This is a genomic window from Paraburkholderia sp. MM5482-R2, assembly GCF_050436125.1.
GTDB lineage: Bacteria > Pseudomonadota > Gammaproteobacteria > Burkholderiales > Burkholderiaceae > Paraburkholderia > Paraburkholderia tuberum.
This window is the reverse complement of record NZ_JBNDLP010000003.1, coordinates 2,158,840-2,182,462: the sequence shown is the minus strand read 5'-3', so window position 1 is coordinate 2,182,462 and position 23,623 is coordinate 2,158,840. Positions and strand designations below refer to the sequence as shown.

Below are 23,623 nucleotides of genomic sequence, written 5' to 3'. Positions count from 1 at the left end.
TCGACCTTTCTGACGACGCTCCCGGCGTTGGCCAGCGCCTTTGAGGCCGATTTCACCGACGTGCCGTACCCTGCGGCCGTGCAGTTTCCCCTTGATGCCCAAGCGCACGCGACAGATTGCCCACCTCGCGCTTGAGCAACTCCGCGAACTGCGCGACGCGCTCATCGGTTACGCGCACGCTCGGCCCGAAGATGCACACCGAACCTGCCACCTGGTTCGCGCCGTTGAAGAACGGCGCGGCTACCGCGACTGCGCCGGCGATCAGCTCGTGATGGCTGGTACCGAAGCCTCGTGCGCGGACCGCGTCGAGATCGGCGGCTAGCGCCGCGACGTCCTGATCCGGATCGGTCAGATAGCGCCGCAGATCGTCCTCCGACAGCGGCATCTGCGAAAGAATCGTGCGGCCGCTCGCGCCGAGCACGAGCTTCTCGCGATAGCCGACCCCGCGCCGGAAACTCAGCGGCTGCGGACTTTCCAGTTCGGCCACGCAGATCCGGTACGTCCCCTCCGGCACGAACAACGCGACCGTCTCAGATGTCGCTTTCCAAAGCTCACGCAGCATCGGCTGCGCGAGCTGCGCGATCGTATTGTTCGCCATCCACGCGTGCGCGAGCTGCGCGACCGAACTGCCGAGCCTGAAGCGTTGCGGCTCGCCCGACGAGGCGAGAAAGCCGTTCTGTTCGAGCGTATTCAGCAGGCGGTACAGCGTCGGTCGGCTCAGGTCCACGCGGGTCAGCAGCTCCGCGACGGTCAATTCTTTGTCCCCGGGTCGGAACGCCAGAAGAATTTCTAGCGCCCGTTCGACGGCCCGCACGTTTTCGTGCGGCTTTTTTTCTTCCATTTGAAATTTCCTTTCTGCGGCGGTCCGCGTCGATTGCACATTGTAGTGAAAGTCCCTAGCCGCAAGAACTTGACGTCGATCAATCTGTCCGTACAATGAGACTACATTCTCATACAACGGACAACAGGATTCGGAGGAATGATGGACAAGAACATGTCGGAAACTCTGGTTCGCACTGGCCCAGGCACGGCGATGGGCGATCTGATGCGCCGCTACTGGGTGCCGGTGCTCCTCGCCAGCGAAATCGCAGAGCCTGATTGCCCGCCGGTGCGCGTGCAGATCCTCGGCGAAAAGCTGCTCGCTTTTCGCGATTCCGACGGCCAGCCGGCGCTGATCGACGAGTTCTGCTCGCACCGCGGCGTGTCGCTGTACTTCGGCCGCAATGAAGAGAACGGCATCCGCTGCTCGTATCACGGTCTGAAATTCGACCGCAACGGCAACTGCGTGGAAGTGCCGTCCGCGCCGCAGGCGTGCAAGCACATGGGCATCACCGCGTATCCGTGCATCGAACGCGCGGGCATCGTGTGGGCGTACATGGGGCCGAAGGACCGCCAGCCGGCGCCGCCGGATCTCGAGTGGTGCAATCTGCCGGAGAGCCACGTGTTCGTCTCGAAGCGGCTGCAGGAATCGAACTACCTGCAGGCGATGGAAGGCGGCATCGACACGAGTCACGTGTCGTATGTACACCGCTACGAAGTCGACGAGGACCCGATGCATCAGGGCACGAAGGCACTCGACTACATCAAGGCGGACGGCAACGTGATCTTCGAGATCGAGAAGCAGCCGTTCGGCCTCACGCTGTTCGGCCGCCGCAACGGCGAGCCGGATTCGTACTACTGGCGCGTCACGCAGTGGCTGTTCCCGTGGTACACGCTGATCCCGCCGTTCGGCGATCACTCGCTCGCGGGCCACGTATGGGTGCCGATCGACGATCACACCTGCTGGGCGTGGAGCATCAACTTCCGCCCGGACCGTCCGCTCGACGAGCAGGAACTGGCCGACCTGAACGCCGGCAAGGGCATTCATTGTGAGTACGAGGAGGGTGGCACGTTCCGGCCGAAAGCGAACAAGGACAACGACTACCTGATCGACCGCCAGGCTCAGAAGGAAAAGCGCGCGTACTCGGGCGTGTTCGGCTTTGCGATGCAGGATGCGTCGCTGCAGGAAAGCATGGGTCCGATTCAGGATCACAGCAAGGAAAAGCTGCTGCCGACCGACCGCGCGATCGTGATGGCGCGCCGCATGATGTACGAGGCGGCAACGGCGCTGGTGCCCGACACCGATCCGCCCGCGATCGACGCCGACCAGCAGCGCGTACGTGCTGCCGGCGTGCTGCTGCCGCGCGATCAGAAGCCGCAGGAATGGGCGGTGATCCATCTGCACGACGGCAAGGACCAGCCGATCTACTCGATCTGATGCACGGCGGGGCCGGACTCTGGTCCGGCCCCGCGTGTCGTCGTCTGGTCCGACTGGACCTTCTGCCCATTCCGCAAAAGGAGGCCGGCTGCGCGCCGGTATGCAATGCAGCAACGTAAAAGACTCGAGGACAAGGTCGCGCTGATCACCGGCGGCGGAGGCGGCATCGGTGCCGCGACCGCGCGCGTGTTCTGCGCGGAGGGCGCCGCGGTGGTGCTCGTCGATGCGAACCCGGAGGCGCTCATGCGCGTCGCCGACGAACTGAAGGCGGCTGATCCGTCCGCGCGTGTCGAGACGTTCGCGGCCGACGTGTCGCACGACGCCGATGCGGTGCGCGCGGCGCAACTCGCCGCCGATTCGTTCGGCCGGCTCGACGTGCTGGTGAACAACGCGGCGATGCGCAACTACAGCGCACTCGCCGACGCGACGCCGGCCGAGTGGCAGGCGATGGTGTCGGTCAATCTGGTCGGCACATCCAACTATTGCAGGGCAGCGCTGCCGTTCCTGCGTCGCGCGGGCCGCGCGAGCATCGTCAACGTGTCGTCGTGCTACGCGGTGACCGGCCGCAAGGGCATGGGCCTGTACGACGCGACCAAGGCCGGCATGCTCGCGATGACCCGCACACTCGCGTTCGAGGAGACCGCGAACGGCGTGCGCGTGAACGCGGTGTGCCCGGGTTCGACGCTGACCGAATTCCACATGAACCGGGCCATTGCATCGGGCAAAAGCGTCGAAGTGCTGAAGACGCAACGCCAGGACACGTCGTTGATCGGCCGTTGGGCGTCGCCCGAAGAGATCGCATGGCCGATCCTGTGGTTCGCGAGCGACGAGGCTTCGTACATAACCGGCACGACGCTGATGGTCGACGGCGGCCTGTCGGCGATGTGAGCGGAGGAGGTGGCATGAACATGACCGATTCCACGCTGATGGTGCGTGTCGCCGCACGACGCGACGAAGCCGACGGGATTGCCGGCTTCGAGTTCGTCGACATCGACGGCCGCGACCTGCCGCCGTTCGAGGCGGGCGCGCACATCGACGTCTACGTGCCGGGCGGCCCGGTGCGGCAGTACTCGCTGTGCAACGCGTCTCGCGAGCGTCACCGGTATCAGATCGCGGTGTTGCGCGCCGCCGATTCGCGCGGCGGATCGCAGCGCATGCACGACGCGGTGAACGAAGGCGACGCGATTCGCATCGGCGTGCCACGCAATCACTTTCCGCTCGCCCGGCATGACGCGAAGCCGCTATTGCTCGCGGCCGGCATTGGCGTGACGCCGATTCTCTGCATGGCGGAGCAGCTGGCGGCAATGGGCGCGGCGTTCGAAATGCATTACTGCGCGCGCTCGAAGAGCCGTGCGGCGTTCGTCGAGCGAATCGCCGCGTCGTCGTGGGCGGGCAACGTGCAATACCACTTCGACGACGCGCACGGCATGCTCGATCTGAATGCACTGCTGACGGACGCCGGCGCGGACCGGCATCTATATGTGTGCGGTCCGCAGGGCTTCATGAACGCGGTGCTCGACACGGCCCGCTCGCTCGGCTGGAGTGACGAGCGTCTGCATTACGAATACTTCGCGGCGGCGCAGCCGTCGGGTGATGGCGCGTCGTTCGACGTGCGGCTCGCGCGCTCGGACCGCGTCGTGTCGATTGCGGCCGATTGCACGGTCACCCAGGCGCTCGCGGCGGCGGGCGTCGACGTGCCGGTGTCGTGCGAACAGGGCATTTGCGGCACCTGCGTCACGCGGGTGCTCGAAGGCGAACCTGACCACCGCGACCTGTTCCTGTCGCCAGAAGAGCAGGCCCGCAACGATCAGTTCCTGCCGTGCTGTTCACGCGCGAAGTCGAGGGTGCTCGTGCTCGATCTGTAACCGTAATCGCCGGCCCGGCCGCGAGGCGCGGTCGGCGCCATCCATCAGAAAGAAAACGGGCGGCCGCTGGCACGCCCGGCATCGGAGGAGTCATGGAGAAGAATCTGGCGTCGTCGGAGGGTATGCCCGCGAGCGTCTGGACCGGGAACGATGCGAGGGCGGCGAGTAGCGCCGACACGAGCCCGTATCGCTGGGTCGCGCTGTTCATCGTCTGGGCCGCGTTTCTGCTCAGCTATGTGGTCCGCGTTGCATGGAGTACGGTAGCTGCGCCGGTCGGCGCGTCGCTCGGCATTGGCGTGTCGATGCTCGGTGCGTTCGTGACCGCGTTTTACGCGGGCTATGTGATCGCGAACGTGGTTGGCGGCATGCTGACCGATCTGCTCGGCGGTCGCGCGATGCTCACCCTTGCGCTGCTGCCGCTCGGCGTGCTCACGTTCACGTTCGGCTATACGCATTCGCTCGCATTCGGCATCGTGATTCAGGCCGCGATGGGTTTCGCGGCGGGCGCCGACTACTCGGCCGGCATGAAGATCATTCCCGCATGGTTCACGCGCGACCGTGGTCGCGCAATGGGCCTCTACACGACCGCGACGTCGCTCGCCGTCGTGATCGCGAACGCGGTCGTGCCGTCGCTCTCCGCGCGGCACGGCTGGTCGAACGCATTCCATATGCTCGGCATCGTCACGTTCGCGTGGGGCATCGTCACGTTGCTGCTGCTGAAGAACCGGCCTTCGAACGAAGCGAAGCCCGCGCGCAACAGCCTCCAGGAAATGCTTGGCCTGTTGCGCAACCGTAACCTGATCGCGCTGTCGATCGCGGGCTGCGGCGGGTTGTGGGCGACCGTCGGCTTCGGTGCATGGGGCAACGCACTGATGACGCGCCAATACGGCATTGCGCCGATCGTCGCCGGATCGATCGTCGCCTCGTTCGGCATTGGCGCGGTGATCGCGAAGCCGACGCTCGGCTGGATCTCCGACCTGCCTGGTGTGTCGCGGCGGATGATGTCGATCGGTTGCCTGATCGCCTTCGCGATCGCGCTGCTGGTGTTCGGCTACTGCTCGACGGTGCATCAGTTCTATCTGGTCGCGCCGATTCTCGGTGCGTTCTCGTTCGGCTATCTGCCGGTGCTGATGGCTCAGGTCAGCGACGCATCGGGCAAGCGTCTCGCGGGCGCGAGCGCCGGCTGGACCAATGCTATCTGGCAGTCCGGCAGCGCGGTGTCGCCGATGGTGGTCGGCTCGCTGTATGGCGCGAGCCATTCGTTCATGCTCGCGCTCCTCACACTCGCGATCGGACCCGCTATCGCGGTCATCGCGATGTTCTTCGTCAACCCGCACATCGCACGCGAATGACCGATTCTCCGGTAGCCGACGCGGCCCCGCGCCGGCTACCGCGACGACAGAGGTCGAACGATAACTAATCCGCATCACAAAACAACTCACTTTCCAGCAGGAGACACATGGTGAAGCACAAGCCTCTCGCCAGGCCGTCGAAGGTCCTTTTTGCATGTGGTATTGGTATCGGCATCAGCGGCGCGGCGCATGCGCAGTCGTCGGTCACGCTCTATGGCATCGTCGACTCGGGGGTGACCTACGTGACTCACGCTGTCACGTCGCAGGGATCGTCGGGCACGCAGGTCGCTCTCGGCACCGGCAACCGGCTGAATTCGCGTTGGGGTTTCACGGGCAAGGAAGATCTCGGCGGCGGACTGCGGGCGATTTTCACGCTCGAATCGGGCATGTCGATGAACACCGGTGCCCTGCAGCAAGGAGGGCGGCTGTTCGGCCGGCAGGCGTTCGTCGGACTCGAATCGGACCGCTACGGCGCGATGATGCTCGGCCGGCAGATGACGCCGATGTATCGCTACTTCCTCGCGCTCGACCCGCTCGGTTATTCGAGTTACGGCCTTTCCGCGCAGGACGCGCAGTTCGTCGGTCGCGCGGATAACGCGGTGTCGTATCTCGGCCATGTGGGACCATTCGAGCTGAATGCGCTCTACAGCCTCGGCTATGACGCAGTCACCTACAACGTGCCGGTGGCGGGCTCGTTCCGCGTCGGCAAGCAGTACGACATCGGCGGACGCTACGTGCAGGGGCCGCTGAATCTGACGTTCGTGTACGAGCAGCGGCAAGGCTCGGCCATCGCGTCATCGGGCGACAGCGAGCGCCGCTACGTGGCCGGCGGTTCGTATCAGATCGGCAAGGCGACGCTGTACGGCGGCTACGAATTGCTGCTGAACGACGTCCGGTCGACGCTCGCCGCATCGCCGCCGCAGTCGATGGCGTTCGCGGGCGTGCGCTACAGGGTGGCGCCGGCGCTGGACCTCGCAGCCGCGACTTACTACCACGCGTATCGCCAGGTCGATGCGCACGCATTGAGCACCGGTGTCAATGCGGACTACTGGCTGTCGAAGCGCACGGCGCTGTACACCGACATCACGTATGTGATCAACAGCTCGAAGGCCGCGCTGAGTGCGACGGGGTGGGCGACTTCGGTCGCGACGACGACCGTGAAGACCGGCGCGAACCAGCTCGCTGTTGCGGTCGGCGTGCTGCACAAGTTCTGACTTGACGCTGCAAAGAGGGCGACCGAGGCCGCCCTCTCAATCGCTCAGCGCGTCGCGATGATCGCGCCGGCCTTTCGCCGACGCGTAATACCGCTGCAAGGCGTCGGTCGAGCGCGCGCTCAACGCGCGGATCTGGGCGTGCCAGTCGGTTTCCACTGGCCACTCACCGGCGATCACGCGTGGATAGATCTGCCGCGCGTAGCGATGCAGTGCCTTCGCGCCGATGTTGCCGCTGACGCCAAGCAACGCATGCAGGCTCGCGTGCGTCGCCTTGATATCGACGGCCGCGCTGTTGCCTGCGAGGCGCACGACGAGCGAGCGAATCTGTTCGATGCCGTTCAGGAACGATTCGTCAAGCAGATCGAGCGAGACCAGTTCCTTGAGGTGCGCTTCGTCGAGCAGGCTTTCTTCAGCGATGGTGGCGGCCGCGGGCGCGCTCGCAGTGGGAGGCAATGCCACCGGCGTCGCCGCAAAATCCGTTTGCGCGGCTCCGCCCGCGGTTTCCATGATTCGTTGTGGAGCGTCCGCAACCGGCGCGCCGCGTGTGCCGAACTGCCGCGCGAGACATGCGTACAGCGAGCCGGCCTGCACCGGCTTGATCAACACCTCGTTGATCCCGGCGGCAACGCAGGCCTGCACCGCCTCGGCATCGGTGTGACTGGTCAGCGCAATGATAGGCAGCGTCGCGTAGGCATCGGTGCGCGCGCGAATCGACTTCGTCGTCTCGATGCCGTTCATGCCCGGCATGTTCACGTCCATCAGGATCGCGTCGATGAAGCCGTCTTCGTGCAGTTTGGTCAGCACCGCCTGACCGTGGTCGGCCTCGACGACGCTCGCGCCGCAGCGCTCCAGATACGCCTTCGCGACAAGCCGGCTGTAGGTGTCGTCGTCGGCGATCACAAAGGTTCTGCCGGCGAAGACATCGGGCAGTTCGCCCGGCTGATGATGCGCACCGTTGTCGAAGAGGGTCTGCAACGCGGTGAGCAGCTCCTGCACACTCGACGTCTTGCTGATGATCTCGTCCATGCCGGCGCGCCGCGCGCGCAGTCGCACCGCGATGCCCGGTTCGGCGGTATAGGCGGCGATCAGCACGTTGCGGTTCGGGCAGTCTCTGTCGGCGCGGAGGCGTTCGGTCGTCGTGTAGCCGTCCATCGCGGGCATGCTGATGTCCATCAACACGAGGTCGTAGAGCGGCGCGCGCCGCAACGTGGCGAGCGCAAGCTCGCCGCCCGACGCCTCGCTGACATAGGCGCCGGCCTGCGTCAGCACGCGGCGGGTGCGGGCGCGCAGCGTGTCGTCGTCGTCGACGACGAGCACGCGCTTGCCCTTGAACGCCGGCATCGCCCGTTCGAACAGGCGCCGCTCGTGCTCCTCGACCTCGTCGGCCGCTACCGGTGGAAAGCGCAGCGTGAACGCGGTGAACTTGCCGAGTCCCGATTCGCAGTCGATGCTGCCGCCGAACGCGCGCATCGCGCGCTGGCAGTACGCGAGCCCGAGCCCGGTGCCGCCCGAGTTGCCGGCCGTGCGAAACGGCTCGAACAGATGCTGCAGGATCTCCGGCGCGATGCCGGGGCCGGTATCGCGTACGATCACCGAGTCGCGGTCGACGGTCAATGTGAGCGTCGCCTGCGGATACGCGACGATGTGATGCAGCGCGTTCTTGATCAGGTTGAACAACGTGAACAGATAAACCGTCTCGTCGACCTTGAACACGAAGTCGCGCCTGACGACGACGCTCACCTTCGCGCGTTCCTTGTCGTTGTCGAAGCCGTATTCGGCGAGCGCCTTGCGCGTGGTCGCGCCAGCATGGAGGTAGCTGAGACTATCCGGGCGGATCGATTTCGCGGCGACTTCGTCGAGCGTCATCGCGATGATGCGCAGGCCGCGCTCGATCGACAATTGCCCCTGCGCGAGGTGGTTGTACATCAGCGAGGCCGTGCCGTCGGTCAGCGTCGGCGCCGCGCCCGCTTCGGTCGCCGCGGGCAGCGCTTCCTCGACGCGGTCGAGCACGTGCCGCAACTGGCTCAGCGGATTGCGCATCTCGTGCGCGATGGACCCCGCGAGCGCCTGCAACGCGCGGTTCTTTTCGACGAAGATGCGTCCCTTGCTGATCGCATGACTGAACGCCATGCTGCACAGCACGACCACCGGCAGCAACGCGAGGTTGGACTTGTCCTGCGCGCTGAGAACGACCGGCGTCGGCGCGCTCAACACGCCGGCGAGCCCGCCGGAAAACACGCCAATACCGATGCACGTTATCAGCAGCAGGGGGTTGTCGATACACAGCGCCAGAATGAAGATCATCATGACCTCGGTCATCATCCACATCGTGGAGAAACCGTTTCTGACGGTCAGAAACGTGCAGACGAACGGCAGCACGTAAATCAGACAGCAATGCCAGTAGATCAGCAGCGCAGGGTTGTAGCGCCTCGGCCAGCGCGCCTGGAACAGCAGGGGAACGCAGACGGCCGCCGCGCTGAGCCGCAGCAGCAGGTTGTCGTAAGGCTGCGGAAGGATGTAGGTCCAGACGACGTAATAGATGGGGTGACACAGGAGGCCGAGTGCGCCTCCCCATCGAATTGCGAACCTGCTTCGTTCCAGCATATCCCGCATGCTTTCGCGCGGTATCGCCATCAGGCCTCCGAGTTCATTAGGAACCCATCATTTCATGCGTATTGAATTGCTGTGATTCGACGACTTCGGCGAGCGAATCGCCGTTCTTGCCGTGAAACGGTCCGACCGAAAAGCCATACTTCTTCAGGAGACCATGAGTATAAGAGACCGACCACACGGGCGGGCTGCCAATGATGAAATCGGAGGCGATACCTTCCTGCCATGCCGAATAGCCTTCGGCGAAGCAGGTATAGCAGTCGCGGGTGGATGGCAGCCTGAACGGGAACGCGGTGTCGAGTCCGGCGGGCCCGCGCGCGAAGCATTCAATATAGAGCGTATGACCGCGAGAAGCGAGTTCCGCTGCGACGCTTGCCGCGCGCGGATGCGAGTCGTCGATCCAGAATTGCGCGCGTTTGAGATCGGCCGCGCTCAGGTAAGGCACGCTCGTGCTGCTCGCGAGAATCGCGCCGTCGAAGTCCGGCAGCGGCGTGTCCGGGCTGAACGTATGCACCGAGACTTTCGATTTGCCGAGCAGGTCCGACGCGAGCAGCTCGTTCGCCTGATCGATCAGCAGGTTGATCTTGTCGGGCAGATCGATCAGCACCAGCTCCTTCGGCGCATCCTTGTAGAGCAGATACTTCGCGACCGTCGTGCCGAGCCGGCCGGCCGCGCCGAACAGCGCGAGCTTCGTGTTGCCGAGCTCGAGGTCGAGCTGTTCGCAGCAATGGATCGCCCAGTCCTTCAGCATCGCCGCGGTCGCCGCGTGGCCCGTCGTGATGTGAGGCGGCTTGACCGGCCGGGGCAGCGCGCCGTAGTTGCACGCGTAGGGCGTCGACGCGCCCATCGCGACCATGTTCAAGCCCGCCTTTCGGGCGAGCTCGAGCGCCGGAAAGAATTGCGTCTCGCGAAAGCGCTTGATGCCGCGCGGGCTGCCGAGCCACATTTCGAGCGGCACCGGGCAGGCGATATTCGCGCCGATCACCTGCGCGCCCGAATAGATCGGCGATGCGATGAAAGGCCTGGTTTTCCACAACTCCTCTTCGAACGATTCGCTTCGTTCGCGAACGTTGTGAAAAGAAAATGAAAGGGTTTCCCAATCGGTCGCGTGGAACAGAAAGCCGACTCCCCCCTGACGGGCCGGCAGGCTATCCCGGATCTGTTCCGGGTGAATTTCGTGCTTGAGCGCAAGCGGTGCACTATTCCGATGCAAAAGAAGTCCGGTTGGCTCGTTTGAAACAGGCGACACGTCTTTAAGGAGAGCGGTTTTCATTGGTTTTTCCGTGGTTTTGATTAGACGCTGGAAAAGTCAGCGCGCGGCGTGGCCAGCCGGTTGGACCGGCGACCCTTCAACTCTAGAGAAATCCACACTGATATGCCCGTCTGTTCGTGCACATAGCATTCACGAGCGGTCCATGACGGGTTGCCCGCCGGGTGGAGGGCGGCTTTGGGCAAACTTTTGAAGGATTACGGCAGAAGTTTCGATGTATTACGGCGCGTCGTGGGCCGTCATCGAATGGAAAAGGGCCGCTCGGCGGCCCTTTGCTTGCATGCCGGGCGAATTCCGGATTAGCGTGTGATGCTATAGCCGATTCGCGCGATCCAGCGATGCTGGTTGTAGTCGAGAATGTCCTCGCCATAACCGCTGAAGAAGCCGAGCCACAGATAACCGCCCCAGCGGCTATTGATCAGCTTCGCCAATGGATAGGTGAACTGCGTATCGACGCTGCCTTTGCCGCCTTGCGTTCCTTTGCGCAGCGTCGTGTCCAATTGCGCGCCGTCGGGGCTGCCGTAGATGAACCGCAGGTCCACATAGCCGCGGTAGTCGGCGATGTCATGGTTCTCGCCGGCGATGTGCGTATAGTAATAAATCTTCGGCTGGATGGTCAGATGGTAGCTGTGGATGTCGCCGAAATCCCAGATCGGCTTGAGGAACACATAGTCGACGCCGCGCGATTCCGGACCGTCGCGTCCATTCGATTCGTGTTCGTAGCCGGCCATCACGCCCATTCGGCTCCACCACGTGCTCTTCCAGCCGGTGTCTTCGAGGTAATAAAAGAGTGCCGGCATATAGCTGGTGTCGCGGAACGGCGCCGAGTACTTCTTGAGATCCCACAGCGAGGTTTGCGTATAGGCGAAGTACAGGTTGTCCGCGAAACCACGCGAGCGCGGGTCGTCCGGAACGACGAGGCGGAACTTGAAGCTGAGCTGGAATTTCGCGAGGGACTCGCTACCGCCGCCATCGGCGAAATACATCGGTTCGAAGGCGGAGAAGCGGCTCAGGAAAGTGTTGATTTGCGGCACGGGCGCATCCGGTCGTGATGGCGCGGGCGACGACGCGATCAGGCTCGTCGACGACGGTGCGCCGCTCGCGGTGCCCGCCGCCGTTGCTCCATTGGCGCTCCCGGCCGACGCGAGCGCCGCGTCCTTGCCGGAGCGCGGCGGACGCGTCAGCAGCACGTACGATGGCGACACGTCGAGATCCGGCACGTCGATCTGCATCGCGCCGCGCGCCCATTCGGGCCACGTGCCGGTATAGCGCACTGCCTTCAGTTCGCCGGCGGCGAGCTTCAGATGCTCGGGTGCGCCGCGTTCGCGCGTGAGCGCGAGCCGATGCGGTACCACGTCGGTATTGCTGATCGCGATATTCAATTGCGCCGGCACGTCGACTTCGGTGCCACCGGGTTGATCGCCGGCATAGACGATCGTCACTTCGAGTGGACTGCTCGATAGCGCTGCGCGCGGCGGACGCAATACGGAAACGCCGGCGACGCTATACACGGAGTAGCTGCCGAGCACCAGCGCAGTCATGCAAAGCGATAACCGGGGGAGAAGCCTGGAAAGCGAGCTGGAAACGGAGCCGGAAAGCGGACTTGAAGATAATCGGGAAACACGCGAGCGGTGGCTGCGAACGGCGGACTGGCGGTCTTTCCTCACGCGAGACATCGATCGATTCCGCACACGAAGCTCCTGGTGGTCTACGAGAGTTCAGGTCGCAAAGAGACGATAGCGTTAATGCGTGCAATTGGGTAGAAAATCGCGGCCGCCGTGTTTCATTGCGGAAATGGCGACGCATGCCGGTTCCCGCTATCTGGCGTTCTGCTCATTCTGCCAGTGCGATTACGGATTGCGTGAGTGGAAAAATGAATTAGGAGCGCTATCGGTGCAAATAGCGGGGGGAAGTGGGGATAATGCCGGTGTGTCGTTGCATTTGCGCAACGAAGGCTTAAATGTCAAATCGATTGTCATTCGCGACCCGGTGTATTCCCGCGGTCGCCTCAGTCATTTCCGTTATGGCAATTGCGCGTCAATTGGCGATTCGCTTTCGTGACAATTCGTTGCGCGGCCAATGCGGCGACTGAATGCTTTCTTCAATAGGCGAATTTCCGGTATTGCTCCGGCGCGCTTGCATTGTCGAGTTCGCTCACGCGCGGCATATGGCGCAGCAGGCGTTTCCCCCGTGGCGCCAATTGCTGATAGACGGCGCCGGGTACGTCGATGTGGACTTCCGAAGCGGACGGTTGTCTCTGGGGATGCCTAAGATGCCTGAAGTTGCCTGGATGTGCCTGGATGTGCGGCTCATTGCCTCGGCGAGACCAGCAGCGACACCGGCACGCCGTGACAATCGACCTCCGCGAGAACCGTCGCGCCGAGCTCGGCGCCCGACCTGGTGGGCGCGTCGAACGGGCTCGCGTCGTGATCGATGCGCAGAATGTTCAGCGGCCAGGACGGCCGCGTCAGCCGCTCGTGCGCGAACGCGCCGACCCAAAGCGGCGCCGCGGAGGTGCCGTTGTCGACCGCGTAGCCGCTCGGCCAGAAGCGAAGCACGTAGCGTTCCTCGCGCGAATTGCCCGGTCGCATGAAGACCAGCGACGACGGCACGCCATTGTTCAGCTTCGGCAGCACCGGCAGCGACACCGCCGCGACGTCGGGCGAAGCGAGCGACAGCAGGCTGTGCGCGGACACGTCGGTGCCCTCGACCCAGCCCTGCGCGCGCAACTGCTCGCGTATCGAAGCGGGCTCGGAGACCCATTGCAGCGTCAGCGGCTCCTTGCGATCGCCGCCCATGTCGGAGCGAAAGCACGGCAGCCGCTTCCACCCGGAGAGCTTCCACTGCGTCTGCGTGAACTGCACGGGGGGTGGTTGCGGCGCGCCGTCCGGCGGCGTCGGCATTGCGACGCCGAGCTGCAGGCCGACACTGAGCGCTACGACCGCGAGCACCACGAGCGGCATGAAACGGCGCGGCGGCGGCGGCCGCGGATGCCGCCAGATCGCCGTCAGCGCAATCAGCGCGACCCACACATACGCGAGCGCCGCGCCGCCGATCGCGTCGGACACCCAGTAGCGGCCGAAGTAGACGCCCGCGAGCGCGACCACGATCACGACGATGATGCTGGCGCCGGCAACCAGCACGCCTCCGAGCTTGCCGATCCGGCGCGCGAGCAGAAACGCGAGAAAGCCGTAGATGATCACCGTCGCGGCGACGTGATTGCTCGGAAACACGAAGTGGCCACTCATGAGTTCGTTGGGCGGGGCGCGGCGCATCGCGAGTTGCAGGCCGAGAATCAGCAGCTGCGAAAACACGACCGCCGCGAGCCAGTAGACGATCGTGCGCCAGCGCCGCTCCCACACCATCCACAGGGCAACCGTGACGACCAGCGCGAACAGTGTGATGCCGCTGCCGAGCGTCGCGAGCGCCGCGAGCAACGTGTCGCCCCACGGCGTGCGTATCGATTGCAGAAAGTGATAAACGGACAGGTCGATGGTCGTCAGCGGATCGCCGCTGACGACGTCGTCAAGGATCCCGAAGAAAAGCGCGCCGGCCACCAGCACGATCAGCGACGTCGCGAGCAGGTGGGTCGCATCGGGCGTGTCGGGGTCGAGCATGCGGCGCGCGATGCGGCCGAGCGGACCCGGATGGCGGCATGCCCAACTGCCGAGATGACGGCCTGCCGCGCTCGACCAGGCATTCGCGTGCGACACCAGAAACCCAGCGCCGCGAAAGCTGAGCCACACGATGCACGCCAGCATCGCGATGATCACGACGAGCCGGAACGACACCGCCCCCGCGAGCAGCACCGACGCGCCGAACACGACGCCGGGCAGGATGTGCGCGGGCGCCCACAGCAGCGCGGAGAGCACGTTGATCGAGAGGAAGCGCAGCGGCCGCATGCCCATCATGCCCGCGACGACCGGCACGATCGCCCGCAGCGGGCCGATGAAGCGGGCGAGCACGACGCTCTTCGCGCCATGCTTCAGAAAGAAGCGCTGGCCCGCGTCGAGTACGCCGGGGTGTGCGCGGAACGGCCACAGCGTGACGATGCGTTCCCTGTAGCGGTCGCCGAGCCAGAAGCTGGCGCCGTCGCCGGCGACCGCGCCGACGATCGCCCACACGAAGACCCAGGCAAGGCTCAGCGAGCCGGTGCCCGTCAGCGCGCCGGCGAGGAACATCGCGGTGCTGCCGGGGACGAAGGTGCCGATGACCGCGATCGCTTCGAAAAAAGCGGCGAGGAAAACGACCGCGAGCATCCACGTCGAGTGGCCGGCGAGCAGATGCAAAAGGTGGATGTAGGCGTGCTCCATCGTGCGCGATCGGCCGTTCGGGCGTAACGATCGATCATAACGCGCACGGACACGCCGTGGGCGCGGGCGGGAGCGGCGCCGCTGCATCGGTCGCGCGATCGGCTCAGAATAGATATCGTGCTCGGCGGATCGATGCGATTGGGGGTGGCTATGAAGACAGCAACAGGTGGGATCGTGTGGTCGGCGTTGCTTGCGGCGCTGTTGACGGTGGGGGCCGCTGCAACGGTAGAGGCCCAGCAACCGGGCAATCCTGGCGGCAGCCAGAACGGCACTCATGCGGGCACGAACGCGGGCACCAGCGGGGGTAGCGGGGGCAGCGGCAATGCGGCGGTCGGCGGCGCGATGGGCATCGGTACCGGCGTCAGTCCGAGTGCCATGCCGGGGCCCGGCATGTCGGCGGGCGGCTCGTATGGGCTCGGCTCGGGTGGCGCGACCGGCTCGGGCGCCGCGCTCAACAACATGCGCGCGAACGGCACGGCGCTCTATATGAATCCCGACCCACGCGCGCCGAACGTGACCGGCCGCGCGGCGCCGCCGCGCTAGTGTGGCGCGGATAGAATGCAGGTCCGATCCGACCAAAGGGGAAGCGAATGGCGCACGGCGAGCACAAGTACCACGTATCGGTGAAATGGACCGGCAACCGCGGCAGCGGCACCTCCGGCTACCGCGACTACGACCGCGATCACGTGATTTCTTCCGGCGGCAAGCCCGACATTCCGGGCTCGTCGGATCCGGCGTTTCTCGGCGACGCGACGCGCTGGAATCCCGAGGACCTGCTGGTCGCGTCGGCGAGCGCGTGTCACAAGCTGTGGTATCTGCATCTGTGCTCGGAGGCGGGCATCGTCGTGCTCGACTATCGCGACGACGCCGAAGGCACGATGCTCGATACTGCGCAGGAAGGCCGCTTTTCGCAGATCGTGCTGCGCCCGCGCGTGACGATCCGCGCGAGCGGCGATGTCGAGCTGGCCACGCATCTGCATCACGTCGCGCATCAGAAGTGCTACGTCGCGAACTCCGTCAATTTTCCGATTCTCTGCGAGCCGGTGGTGGAGACGGACGCGCGTTAAGGCGCATGCGGCGGCGCGAAGCGTGCGAGCCGGCTGGCGAGCGGGGCGCCGGCCAGACGCTCGCTAGCGCTCAACGATTGCCGTCGAGCAGATCGCCGAGCAGTTCGTCGAACGCGGCTTGTGCGTCTTCGAGTTCCTGCAGCGCGGCGTCGAAAGTCTGCAACGCAAATTGCGAGGGCTTGCCGCTGCCTGCCGGCGGGAATTGCGATTGCAGCGACGCGAACGCGGTCTGCACCCGCTTGGTGGCGGTCAACACGCGTTCCATTGCGGCGGTTTCTTCGGCTCGCGCCTTGTCGTGATCCATGAGAACTCCGGGGTCGTCGGGTTGCGTCGGAACGGCTCGTGCCGCTTCAAAAGGGGACTAAAGGGGGGACTATGCCACGTTCGCGCTCAGGACAGCGGCAGACCGCCAAACGCTTTCACTTCGCGCAACGATAAGGCCGATTCCACCGACGTCACGCCCGGCAGGCCGCGCAGTTCGTCGCGCATGAACGTGCCGTAGTCGTCGAGGTCGCGCGCGACGATCTGCAGGATGTAGTCGGCGCTGCCCGACACGTTGTGGCACGACAGGATCCGCGGGATCGCCTGCACCTCGCGCTCGAAGCGCGTGGCCACCACGCGGTCGTGCACCGCGAAGCGCACGAGCACGAACGCGATCACGCCCAGACCGAGCCCGGCGCGCGACAGCACCGCGCGGTAGCGGTCGATGTAACCATCGTTCTCCAGACGTTTCAGACGCCGCGCGCAAGGCGTCTCGCTGAGGCCGACCATCTCGGCGAGACGCGCATTCGACATGCGGCCGTCGTTTTGCAGCGCGGCGAGAATCGCGCGGTCGGTTTTGTCGAGATCGTCCGTGGACATGGTCGGGAGGGGGGCTGCAGGGTGGTGGAAGGCGTCGTCAGATGTCGAAATATTAGCGCATTCCGCTATTTTTTGAATGCAGAGGACTGAAAGTCGCCAGCAAACGCTCCGCATCCGATAGCAACATGGAGCCTCGAACAACAAGGAGGCTCCGATGATTTCCGCTCACCTGCTGGCCGTCTACGTGGCGGCATTGATTGTCGTTTATGCGGTGCCTGGGCCGGACATGGCGCTGATCCTGCAAACCAGCATCGCGCGCGGCGTACGCAGCGGCTTCGCGGCCGCGGCGGGGCTCGGCGTATCGCGCGCGACGCACGTGACGCTGTCGGCGTGCGGCATGGCGGCGCTGCTGCGCAACGCGCCGTGGCTGTACGACGCGGTGCGCTATGCCGGCGCGGTCTATCTCGCGTGGGTGGGGATTCAAATCTTCCGCTCGCCCGGGTTCGCATTGCCGGCCGGGTCGCGCGACAAGCAAGCGGCCGGCGCGCCGCGAGTGGAATCCACTGCTTCGAGCGATGCGGTGCGGCCGTTGCGGACCGCGTTCGTCAAAGGTCTGCTGACGAACCTGCTCAACCCGAAGGCGCTACTGTTCTGCTCGGTGCTGTTGCCGCAATTCGTGCGGCCGGAAGCGGGGCCGGTAGCGTGGCAGATGATCGAGCTTGGTGTCGTGCTGCTCGTGATCGGCGCATGCTTCGACGCGTTGTATGCGATCGGCGCTGCGCGCATCGCCAACTGGATGCGCGTCCATCCTTTGGCGCAGACGGTACAACGGTGGACCTTCTCGGCTGCGTTGATCGGCTTCGCGCTGCGGCTTTCGCTCGATTGAACTTTCGCTGGATTGAAACTTGGAGCTGGCTTTTGCATTCGTCGCGCGTGCGCATACAGCCGATGCAAAGGCCGCGGTGCCAGGTGATTGTGTTAATAAAGCCGATAGCGCGGCCGGCCGCGCGCACGCGCGGCGACACAACCACCTTCTCACGCTCATCGATGCAAACCTTCCTGCTGTATGTCGTGACCGCTGTCGCCGAGATTCTCGGCTGTTACCTGCCGTGGCGCTGGCTAAAACAGGGCGGCTCCGCGTGGCTGTTGCTGCCAGGCGCGGCAAGCCTCGCGCTATTCGCGTGGCTGCTGACGCTGCATGGCACCGCAGCGGGCCGCGTATATGCGGCCTACGGCGGCGTGTACGTGGCGGTCGCGATTGCGTGGCTGTGGGTCGTGGACGAGGTGCGGCCCACGCTGTGGGACGCGGCAGGCGTCGCGCTGACGCTGGCCGGCATGGCGGTGATCGCATTCCAGCCGCGCCTGCACGCGTGAGGGCGGCCGCGCGATCGACGACCCGCCTGCTCCGTTTACTGCTGCATCCCGCCCAGATAGTCGAGCTTACCGAGCTCGACACCGTTATGACGCAGGATGTCATACGCGGTCGTCACGTGGAAATAGAAGTTCGGCAGCACGAAACCGAACAGATATGACGCTCCGGTGAACTCGATCGAACCCGTCCGCATTTTCAGCGTGATGGTGCGGCTTTCCGAACCGTCGATCTGCGCCGCGTTGAATTCCTTCAGGTAATCGATCGTTTTCTGGATACGGGCCTGCAGTTCATCGAAAGTCTGCTCGACGTCGTCGAACTTCGGCGGCTCGACGCCGGCGAGGCGCGCCGCGCAACCCTTCGCGGTATCGCTCGCGATATACACCTGGCGCACGAACGGCAGCATGTCCGGCGCGAGCCGGGCATTCGTGAACACCGACGGTTCGATCTGCTTCGCGGCCGCGTGCGCTTCGGCCTTGCCCAGGATGGCCTGCAGGTTCGTGAGGCCGCGAATCAGCACAGGCAGTGATGCTTGATACATCGAAATTGACATGGGTTCCTCTGATTTCTCGATCGTGCGCGCAGTCGGCGCGCGCGGCAATGAAACGGCGGGAATGCCGCTTCAGCATCATAGCGTGTCGCATCCACGCCGCGCATTAGACCCTGGCCATGCGGACGACTGTCGCGCTGGCCGGAACTGTGTTCGAATGCTTTGGTCGGACGCTTGGACGAAGTTCTTGAACAACCCCTGCCGCGTATCGCCACGATGCGCTTCATGCAGGCGCGTGGCGTGCCTGGCCGCCGCCGGGCCGCGCGGTCGTGCATGACCGCGTGCCAAGCCACGCTAAAAGGAGAGTCGATACCATGGTCACCAAGCATCCATTGCCGGGCAGCGAGCGAAAGGTCGCGCAGGGCACGACGGTCATCGGGCAATGCGATCCCGCCGAGCGGATCGAGGTCTTCGTGATGCTGCGCCGCCAGCAGCAGGCGCAGTTCGACGCCTTGATGAAACGCATCGAAGCCGGCGACGCGAGCGTGAAGCCGCTGTCGCGCGAGGCGCTCGCCCAGGACTACGGCGCCGCGCCCGATGACATCGCGAAGGTCCGCGCGTTCGCGGCCGCGCATGGGCTCACCGTCGCGCGCGAGGATCCGGCGGCGCGCTCGGTGCTGCTGAGCGGCACGATCGCGCAATTCCAGAGCGCGTTCGAGGTCAAGCTCGAGCTCTACCGGCATCACGCGGCCGGCCAGTTCCGTGGCCGCACCGGCACGATCAGCGTGCCGGACGATCTGCATGGCGTCGTGGAGGCGGTGCTCGGACTCGACAACCGGCCGCAGGCGCGTCCGCACTTTCGCATCCGGCCGCCGTTCGTGCCGGCGCGCGCCGGGCAGACGTCGTACTCGCCGCCGCAGCTCGCCTCGCTCTACCAGTTTCCGCAAGGCGACGGCGGCGGTCAGTGCGTCGGCATCATCGAGCTCGGCGGCGGCTACAACACGTCGGACCTCAAGACCTATTTCTCGAGCCTCGGTGTAAGCGAGCCGACCGTGACCCCGGTCGGCGTCGATCAGGCTGGCAACGAGCCGAGCGGCGATCCGAACGGGCCGGACGGCGAGGTCACGCTCGACATCGAGATCGTCGGCGCCATCGTGCCGGGCGCGGCCATCGCCGTGTACTTCACGCAGAACAGCGACGCCGGCTTCATCGACGCGGTGAGCCGCGCGGTGCACGACACAACTAACAAGCCGTCGGTGATCTCGATCAGTTGGGGAGCGCCGGAATCAGTGTGGACCAGCCAGTCGATGCAGGCGCTCAACAGCGTACTGCAATCGGCGGCGGCGCTCGGCGTGACCATCTGCGCGGCCTCGGGCGACAGCGGGTCGAGCGACGGCTCGGGCGGCGGCGACGCGGTCGACTTCCCGGCGTCGAGCCCGTATGTGCTCGCCTGCGGCGGCACGCACCTGAGCTCGTCCGGTTCGGCGATCACGCGCGAGGTCGTGTGGAACGACGGCGAGCAGGGCGGGGCCAGCGGCGGCGGCGTGAGCAGCGCGTTTCCGGTGCCGGCGTGGCAGCAGGGTTTGTCGGCCACGGCGACGGGCGGCGGCAGCCAGCCGCTCGGCGGGCGCGGCGTGCCGGATGTCGCGGGCGATGCCTCGCCGTTGACCGGCTACGACGTGCTGGTCGACGGAATGCAAACGGTGGTGGGGGGCACCAGCGCGGTCGCGCCGCTGTGGGCGGCGCTGATCGCGCGCATCAACGCGGCGAAGGGACAGCCGGCCGGCTTCGTCAACGCTAAGCTGTACAAGGCGCCGGGCGTCTGCAACGACATCACGCAGGGCAACAACGGCAGCTTCGCGGCGTCGAAGGGGTGGGATGCCTGCACGGGACTGGGCAGCCCCAATGGCGGGAAGGTGGCGGGCGCACTATAGTCTGCAACACAGCGCATAACACAACAACGAGACGTAAGAACGAGGACGCATGGCAATTAAAACGAACCCTTGGAGCGATCATGACGAATACAGAATCAGCTTCCGGTAGCCAGCATTCGCCGCACAACACGCATGCCACGGCCTCGGCAGGCGCGTCCACCGCCACGAGCGCGCCGCACAAGGCCGGCGACCAGCCGCTCTTCGACCCGCTCGCCTATGGCAACGGCCCGGACGATTCGGTTACCGATACAGTCGAGACGGCCGCGATCACGCATCATTCGGTGACGATCGGCGCTCACAAGATCGACTACACGGCGACCGCGGGCCATCTGGTGATCGTCGATCCGAGCAGCTCGCAACCGTCGGCGAGGATGTTCTACGTCGCGTTCACGCAGGACAATCAGAAGGAAGAAACGCGGCCGGTCACGTTTTTCTATAACGGCGGGCCGGGGTCGTCGTCGGTATTCGTGCTGCTCGGCTCGTTCGCGCCGCGCCGCATCAAGACGTCGATGCCGGGGTTCACGCCGCCCGCGCCTTATTCACTCGAAGACAATCCGGACAGTCTGCTCGACAAGAGCGACCTGGTGTTCATCAATCCGGTCGGCACCGGCTATTCGGCGGCGATCGCGCCGAAGAAGAATCGCGACTTCTGGGGCGTCGATCAGGACGCGGATTCGATCAAGCAGTTCATCAAGCGTTTCCTGACGAAGAACAACCGCTGGAATTCGCCGAAGTATCTATTCGGCGAGTCCTACGGCACGGCGCGTAGCTGCGTCCTCGCGTACCGGCTGCACGAGGATGGGGTCGATCTGAACGGCATTACGCTGCAATCGTCGATTCTCGATTACACGCAATCGGGCAATCCGGTCGGCGCGCTGCCCACGGCGGCCGCTGACGCGTGGTATCACAAGAAGCTCGGCGTCGCGCCGCGGCCGACCGATCTCGGCGCGTTCGCCGAGGAGGTCGCGCAGTTCGCGCGCACCGACTACCTGGCCGCGCTGCGCAAGTTCCCGACCACAGATTCCGCGACCACCGAAAAGCTCAGCGAATACACCGGCATCGACAAGACGACGCTGCTCGCGTGGAGCCTCGACATCGCGGGCTACGACAGCCGCGGCAATTCGCTGTTCCTGACCACGTTGCTGAAGTCGCAAGGCCTCGCGCTCGGCGCCTACGACGGCCGCGTAACGGCGATCGACACCGGCATCGCCGGCAAGATCGACCCGAACTCCGGCGGCAACGATCCGACGATGACCGCGGTCACCGGCGTCTACACGACGATGTGGAACGTCTATCTGAACGAGCAGTTGAAGTACACGTCGAACTCGTCGTTCACCGACCTCAACGATCAGGCGTTCAAGTACTGGGATTTCGGCCATATCGATCCAACCGGCGCGCAGAAGGGTCTCGACTCGACAGGCAACATCATTCTGTACACGGCCGGCGACCTTGCCGCCGTGATGGCGCTCAATCCCGACCTCAAGGTGCTGTCGGCGAATGGCTTTTTCGATTTCGTCACGCCGTTCTATCAGACCGTGCTCGATCTGCAGCAGATGCCGCTGGTCAGTCAGCAGGTGCGGCAGAACCTGTCGGCACGGTTCTATCCATCTGGGCATATGGTGTATCTCGATGGCGGTTCGCGCACCGCGCTGAAAGCCGACCTCGCAAAGATGTACGAAGAGACGGTGTCGAACGCGCAGGCGCTCGGGCGGATCCGCGCGTTGCAGGCGCGGGTGGCGAAGTAGAGGCGGCGGGGCGCCCCCACTCATCGCGACGTCGCGCTGGGTTGGTCTGCGCCGGCTCGCGGCGGCTGCCGCGAGCCGGCAAACGCCGCGCCCTCATGTCCGGCTTTTGTACTCATCCATATTGAATGTGTTTTAATTGCCTTGCGAATTGAACTACCGCGTGCCGCCGCCGGCGCGCCGACGAATGAACGCAGGCATCGCAGACACCCATCGGCGCGGTCTTTCCCGCGACACGACCAGCAGCAATGACGCGGCCAACGCGCCGCGGCTCGGACGCACGCGCGTCCTTCGTCCGCGCGTGCGCATCACGCACCGTGCGCTGCTCGTCACCGTTGGCGCACTGCTCGCGCTGCGCATCGGAGATGCCGCCGCGCAACCGAGCGCCATGCTCGACGAACGCGTGAGCCAGCAGTCGATCGGCCAGACGATTTGCCGCCCCGGTTATGCGGAAACCGTCGCGCCGCCGTTCGACGAACTGATGGCGCACAAGGATCGCATGCTTGCCGCACGCGGCATCGATGCAGATGACGTCGCCGCGTTCGCGCTCGACCGCCGTGTGCCGATCATGCTCGGCGGATCGCCCGATGCGCCGGCCAATCTCGATCTGTTGCCGTGGTCCGGCCCGCAGGGCGAGCGCCGCAAGGCACGCGCGGCGGCGCTGCTCAAGCGCTGCGTCTGCGAAGGCAAGCTGAGTCTCGCGCAGGCGCAAGCGGTGATCGTCGGCAACTGGTCGGCGGTGTATGCGGGCTTTGGCCAGGCGTCCTGCGACGTGAGCCGGCTCGAGTTCGCGACTCGCGACGACGATGGCGTCGACAGCGAAGACAGCCGACGCGGCGACGCGCATGCCCGCCAGCGTTGAGCGCGCCGCGCGTCCGCACGCTTGCGCATTCCTCGCGGAACCACGGTTCGCTGCCCCTCACTTTTTTTCGGAGAAACACGATGACCCATTCCCGTCTCGCCGCCGTCGCGCTGACGATCGGCTGCCTGAGCGGCAGCGCCGCCGCAGTTGCCGTCGCGCCCGCGCATTGCGCGCGCGCCAATGAGCTCGAGATTCGCGGCGACGTGCCCGCGGCGCTCAGCTTCGACGTGTATCGGCAACTGCGCCCGCTGGATGCGCAGCGAATCGCGCTGTTCGAGGCCGCTGGCGAAGTGAAGCGTCTGCCCGACGGCCTGCCGGTATGCCAGATCGCCGATGACGGCGTCGAGGATCCTTCCGCGGTGCTGGTCCGTCTGCCGCAAGGTAAGAATGCGTGGTGGGTGAGCGCGGCGAACGTGCAAGCGGCGGACTGATCGGCGCGATTTGGCGCGACCGATTCAGGTACAGTGCATCGACGGG

21 protein-coding genes are annotated in these 23,623 nt (G+C 65.1%); 13 read left to right on the top strand and 8 right to left on the bottom strand.

All coding sequences use genetic code 11. The annotated features are described in order from the left end of the window. Window positions 1–52 precede the first annotated feature (52 nt). Complete coding sequence (locus OKW37_RS32075; RefSeq protein WP_429403307.1) at window positions 53–841, bottom strand: IclR family transcriptional regulator; 789 nt, start codon at window positions 839–841, stop codon at window positions 53–55. Window positions 842–982: 141 nt separating this feature from the next. Between OKW37_RS32075 and OKW37_RS32070 the strand changes: the two genes are divergently transcribed. The 5 genes from OKW37_RS32070 (at window position 983) to OKW37_RS32050 (ending at window position 6,688) form a co-directional block, all read left to right on the top strand. Beyond that, window positions 983–2,257 (top strand): aromatic ring-hydroxylating dioxygenase subunit alpha, encoded by a 1,275-nt coding sequence (locus tag OKW37_RS32070; RefSeq protein WP_184071569.1) that lies wholly within the window; start codon window positions 983–985, stop codon window positions 2,255–2,257. 105 nt (window positions 2,258–2,362) lie between these two features. Then, the gene (locus OKW37_RS32065) at window positions 2,363–3,145 is read left to right on the top strand and encodes an SDR family NAD(P)-dependent oxidoreductase (protein ID WP_429403306.1); all 783 of its coding nucleotides are present in this window, start codon (window positions 2,363–2,365) and stop codon (window positions 3,143–3,145) included. Between the two features lie 14 nt (window positions 3,146–3,159). Further along, window positions 3,160–4,122: a PDR/VanB family oxidoreductase gene (locus OKW37_RS32060; protein WP_429403305.1), complete on the top strand. Its 963-nt coding sequence runs from the start codon at window positions 3,160–3,162 to the stop codon at window positions 4,120–4,122. Window positions 4,123–4,214: 92 nt separating this feature from the next. Further along, on the top strand, window positions 4,215–5,474 hold the full coding sequence (locus tag OKW37_RS32055; protein WP_429403304.1) for an MFS transporter: 1,260 nt from the start codon (window positions 4,215–4,217) through the stop codon (window positions 5,472–5,474). A 107-nt stretch (window positions 5,475–5,581) separates the two neighbouring features. Continuing rightward, entirely contained in the window at window positions 5,582–6,688 is a 1,107-nt protein-coding gene (locus OKW37_RS32050) for a porin (protein ID WP_187613122.1), read from the top strand. Window positions 6,689–6,724: 36 nt separating this feature from the next. Here the strand turns inward: OKW37_RS32050 and OKW37_RS32045 are convergent, their stop codons facing one another. The 4 genes from OKW37_RS32045 to OKW37_RS32030 all read right to left on the bottom strand — a co-directional run bounded on the left by OKW37_RS32045 (window position 6,725) and on the right by OKW37_RS32030 (window position 14,881). Next, entirely contained in the window at window positions 6,725–9,322 is a 2,598-nt protein-coding gene (locus OKW37_RS32045; protein ID WP_429403303.1) for an ATP-binding response regulator, read from the bottom strand. Window positions 9,323–9,338: 16 nt separating this feature from the next. Continuing rightward, window positions 9,339–10,571, bottom strand: coding sequence for a hypothetical protein (locus OKW37_RS32040; RefSeq protein WP_184068065.1), 1,233 nt, complete (start codon window positions 10,569–10,571; stop codon window positions 9,339–9,341). Window positions 10,572–10,867: 296 nt separating this feature from the next. After that, on the bottom strand, window positions 10,868–12,109 hold the full coding sequence (locus OKW37_RS32035) for a phospholipase A (protein ID WP_429403302.1): 1,242 nt from the start codon (window positions 12,107–12,109) through the stop codon (window positions 10,868–10,870). A gap of 768 nt (window positions 12,110–12,877) precedes the next feature. Then, entirely contained in the window at window positions 12,878–14,881 is a 2,004-nt protein-coding gene (locus tag OKW37_RS32030; protein ID WP_429403301.1) for a VTT domain-containing protein, read from the bottom strand. Window positions 14,882–15,031: 150 nt separating this feature from the next. Here OKW37_RS32030 and OKW37_RS32025 point away from each other — a divergent pair, with 150 nt between their 5' ends. Next, entirely contained in the window at window positions 15,032–15,424 is a 393-nt protein-coding gene (locus OKW37_RS32025) for a hypothetical protein (RefSeq protein ID WP_429403300.1), read from the top strand. Window positions 15,425–15,471: 47 nt separating this feature from the next. Next, complete coding sequence (locus OKW37_RS32020) at window positions 15,472–15,948, top strand: OsmC family protein (protein ID WP_090806238.1); 477 nt, start codon at window positions 15,472–15,474, stop codon at window positions 15,946–15,948. Between the two features lie 70 nt (window positions 15,949–16,018). Here the strand turns inward: OKW37_RS32020 and OKW37_RS32015 are convergent, their stop codons facing one another. Together OKW37_RS32015 and OKW37_RS32010 are read right to left on the bottom strand one after the other, a co-directional pair. Next, window positions 16,019–16,252 carry a hypothetical protein gene (locus OKW37_RS32015; protein WP_013091435.1) on the bottom strand — a complete coding sequence of 78 codons (234 nt, stop codon included), beginning with the start codon at window positions 16,250–16,252 and terminating at the stop codon, window positions 16,019–16,021. A gap of 86 nt (window positions 16,253–16,338) precedes the next feature. Further along, on the bottom strand, window positions 16,339–16,809 hold the full coding sequence (locus OKW37_RS32010) for an Lrp/AsnC family transcriptional regulator (protein WP_018425024.1): 471 nt from the start codon (window positions 16,807–16,809) through the stop codon (window positions 16,339–16,341). Between the two features lie 154 nt (window positions 16,810–16,963). Between OKW37_RS32010 and OKW37_RS32005 the strand changes: the two genes are divergently transcribed. Further along, window positions 16,964–17,635, top strand: coding sequence for a LysE family translocator (locus tag OKW37_RS32005; RefSeq protein WP_429403299.1), 672 nt, complete (start codon window positions 16,964–16,966; stop codon window positions 17,633–17,635). 161 nt (window positions 17,636–17,796) lie between these two features. Next, window positions 17,797–18,123 (top strand): YnfA family protein, encoded by a 327-nt coding sequence (locus OKW37_RS32000; RefSeq protein ID WP_429403298.1) that lies wholly within the window; start codon window positions 17,797–17,799, stop codon window positions 18,121–18,123. Between the two features lie 35 nt (window positions 18,124–18,158). Here the strand turns inward: OKW37_RS32000 and OKW37_RS31995 are convergent, their stop codons facing one another. Continuing rightward, on the bottom strand, window positions 18,159–18,671 hold the full coding sequence (locus OKW37_RS31995) for a DUF1993 domain-containing protein (RefSeq protein WP_184068086.1): 513 nt from the start codon (window positions 18,669–18,671) through the stop codon (window positions 18,159–18,161). 311 nt (window positions 18,672–18,982) lie between these two features. Between OKW37_RS31995 and OKW37_RS31990 the strand changes: the two genes are divergently transcribed. The 4 genes from OKW37_RS31990 to OKW37_RS31975 all read left to right on the top strand — a co-directional run bounded on the left by OKW37_RS31990 (window position 18,983) and on the right by OKW37_RS31975 (window position 23,577). Then, window positions 18,983–20,542: a S53 family peptidase gene (locus OKW37_RS31990; RefSeq protein ID WP_429403297.1), complete on the top strand. Its 1,560-nt coding sequence runs from the start codon at window positions 18,983–18,985 to the stop codon at window positions 20,540–20,542. A gap of 80 nt (window positions 20,543–20,622) precedes the next feature. After that, entirely contained in the window at window positions 20,623–22,287 is a 1,665-nt protein-coding gene (locus tag OKW37_RS31985) for a S10 family peptidase (RefSeq protein ID WP_429403296.1), read from the top strand. Between the two features lie 184 nt (window positions 22,288–22,471). Further along, window positions 22,472–23,146 carry a hypothetical protein gene (locus OKW37_RS31980; RefSeq protein WP_429353935.1) on the top strand — a complete coding sequence of 225 codons (675 nt, stop codon included), beginning with the start codon at window positions 22,472–22,474 and terminating at the stop codon, window positions 23,144–23,146. A gap of 80 nt (window positions 23,147–23,226) precedes the next feature. Next, window positions 23,227–23,577, top strand: a complete 351-nt coding sequence (locus OKW37_RS31975) for a hypothetical protein (RefSeq protein ID WP_018425032.1) — start codon at window positions 23,227–23,229, stop codon at window positions 23,575–23,577. The last annotated feature ends 46 nt before the right edge of the window (window positions 23,578–23,623 follow it).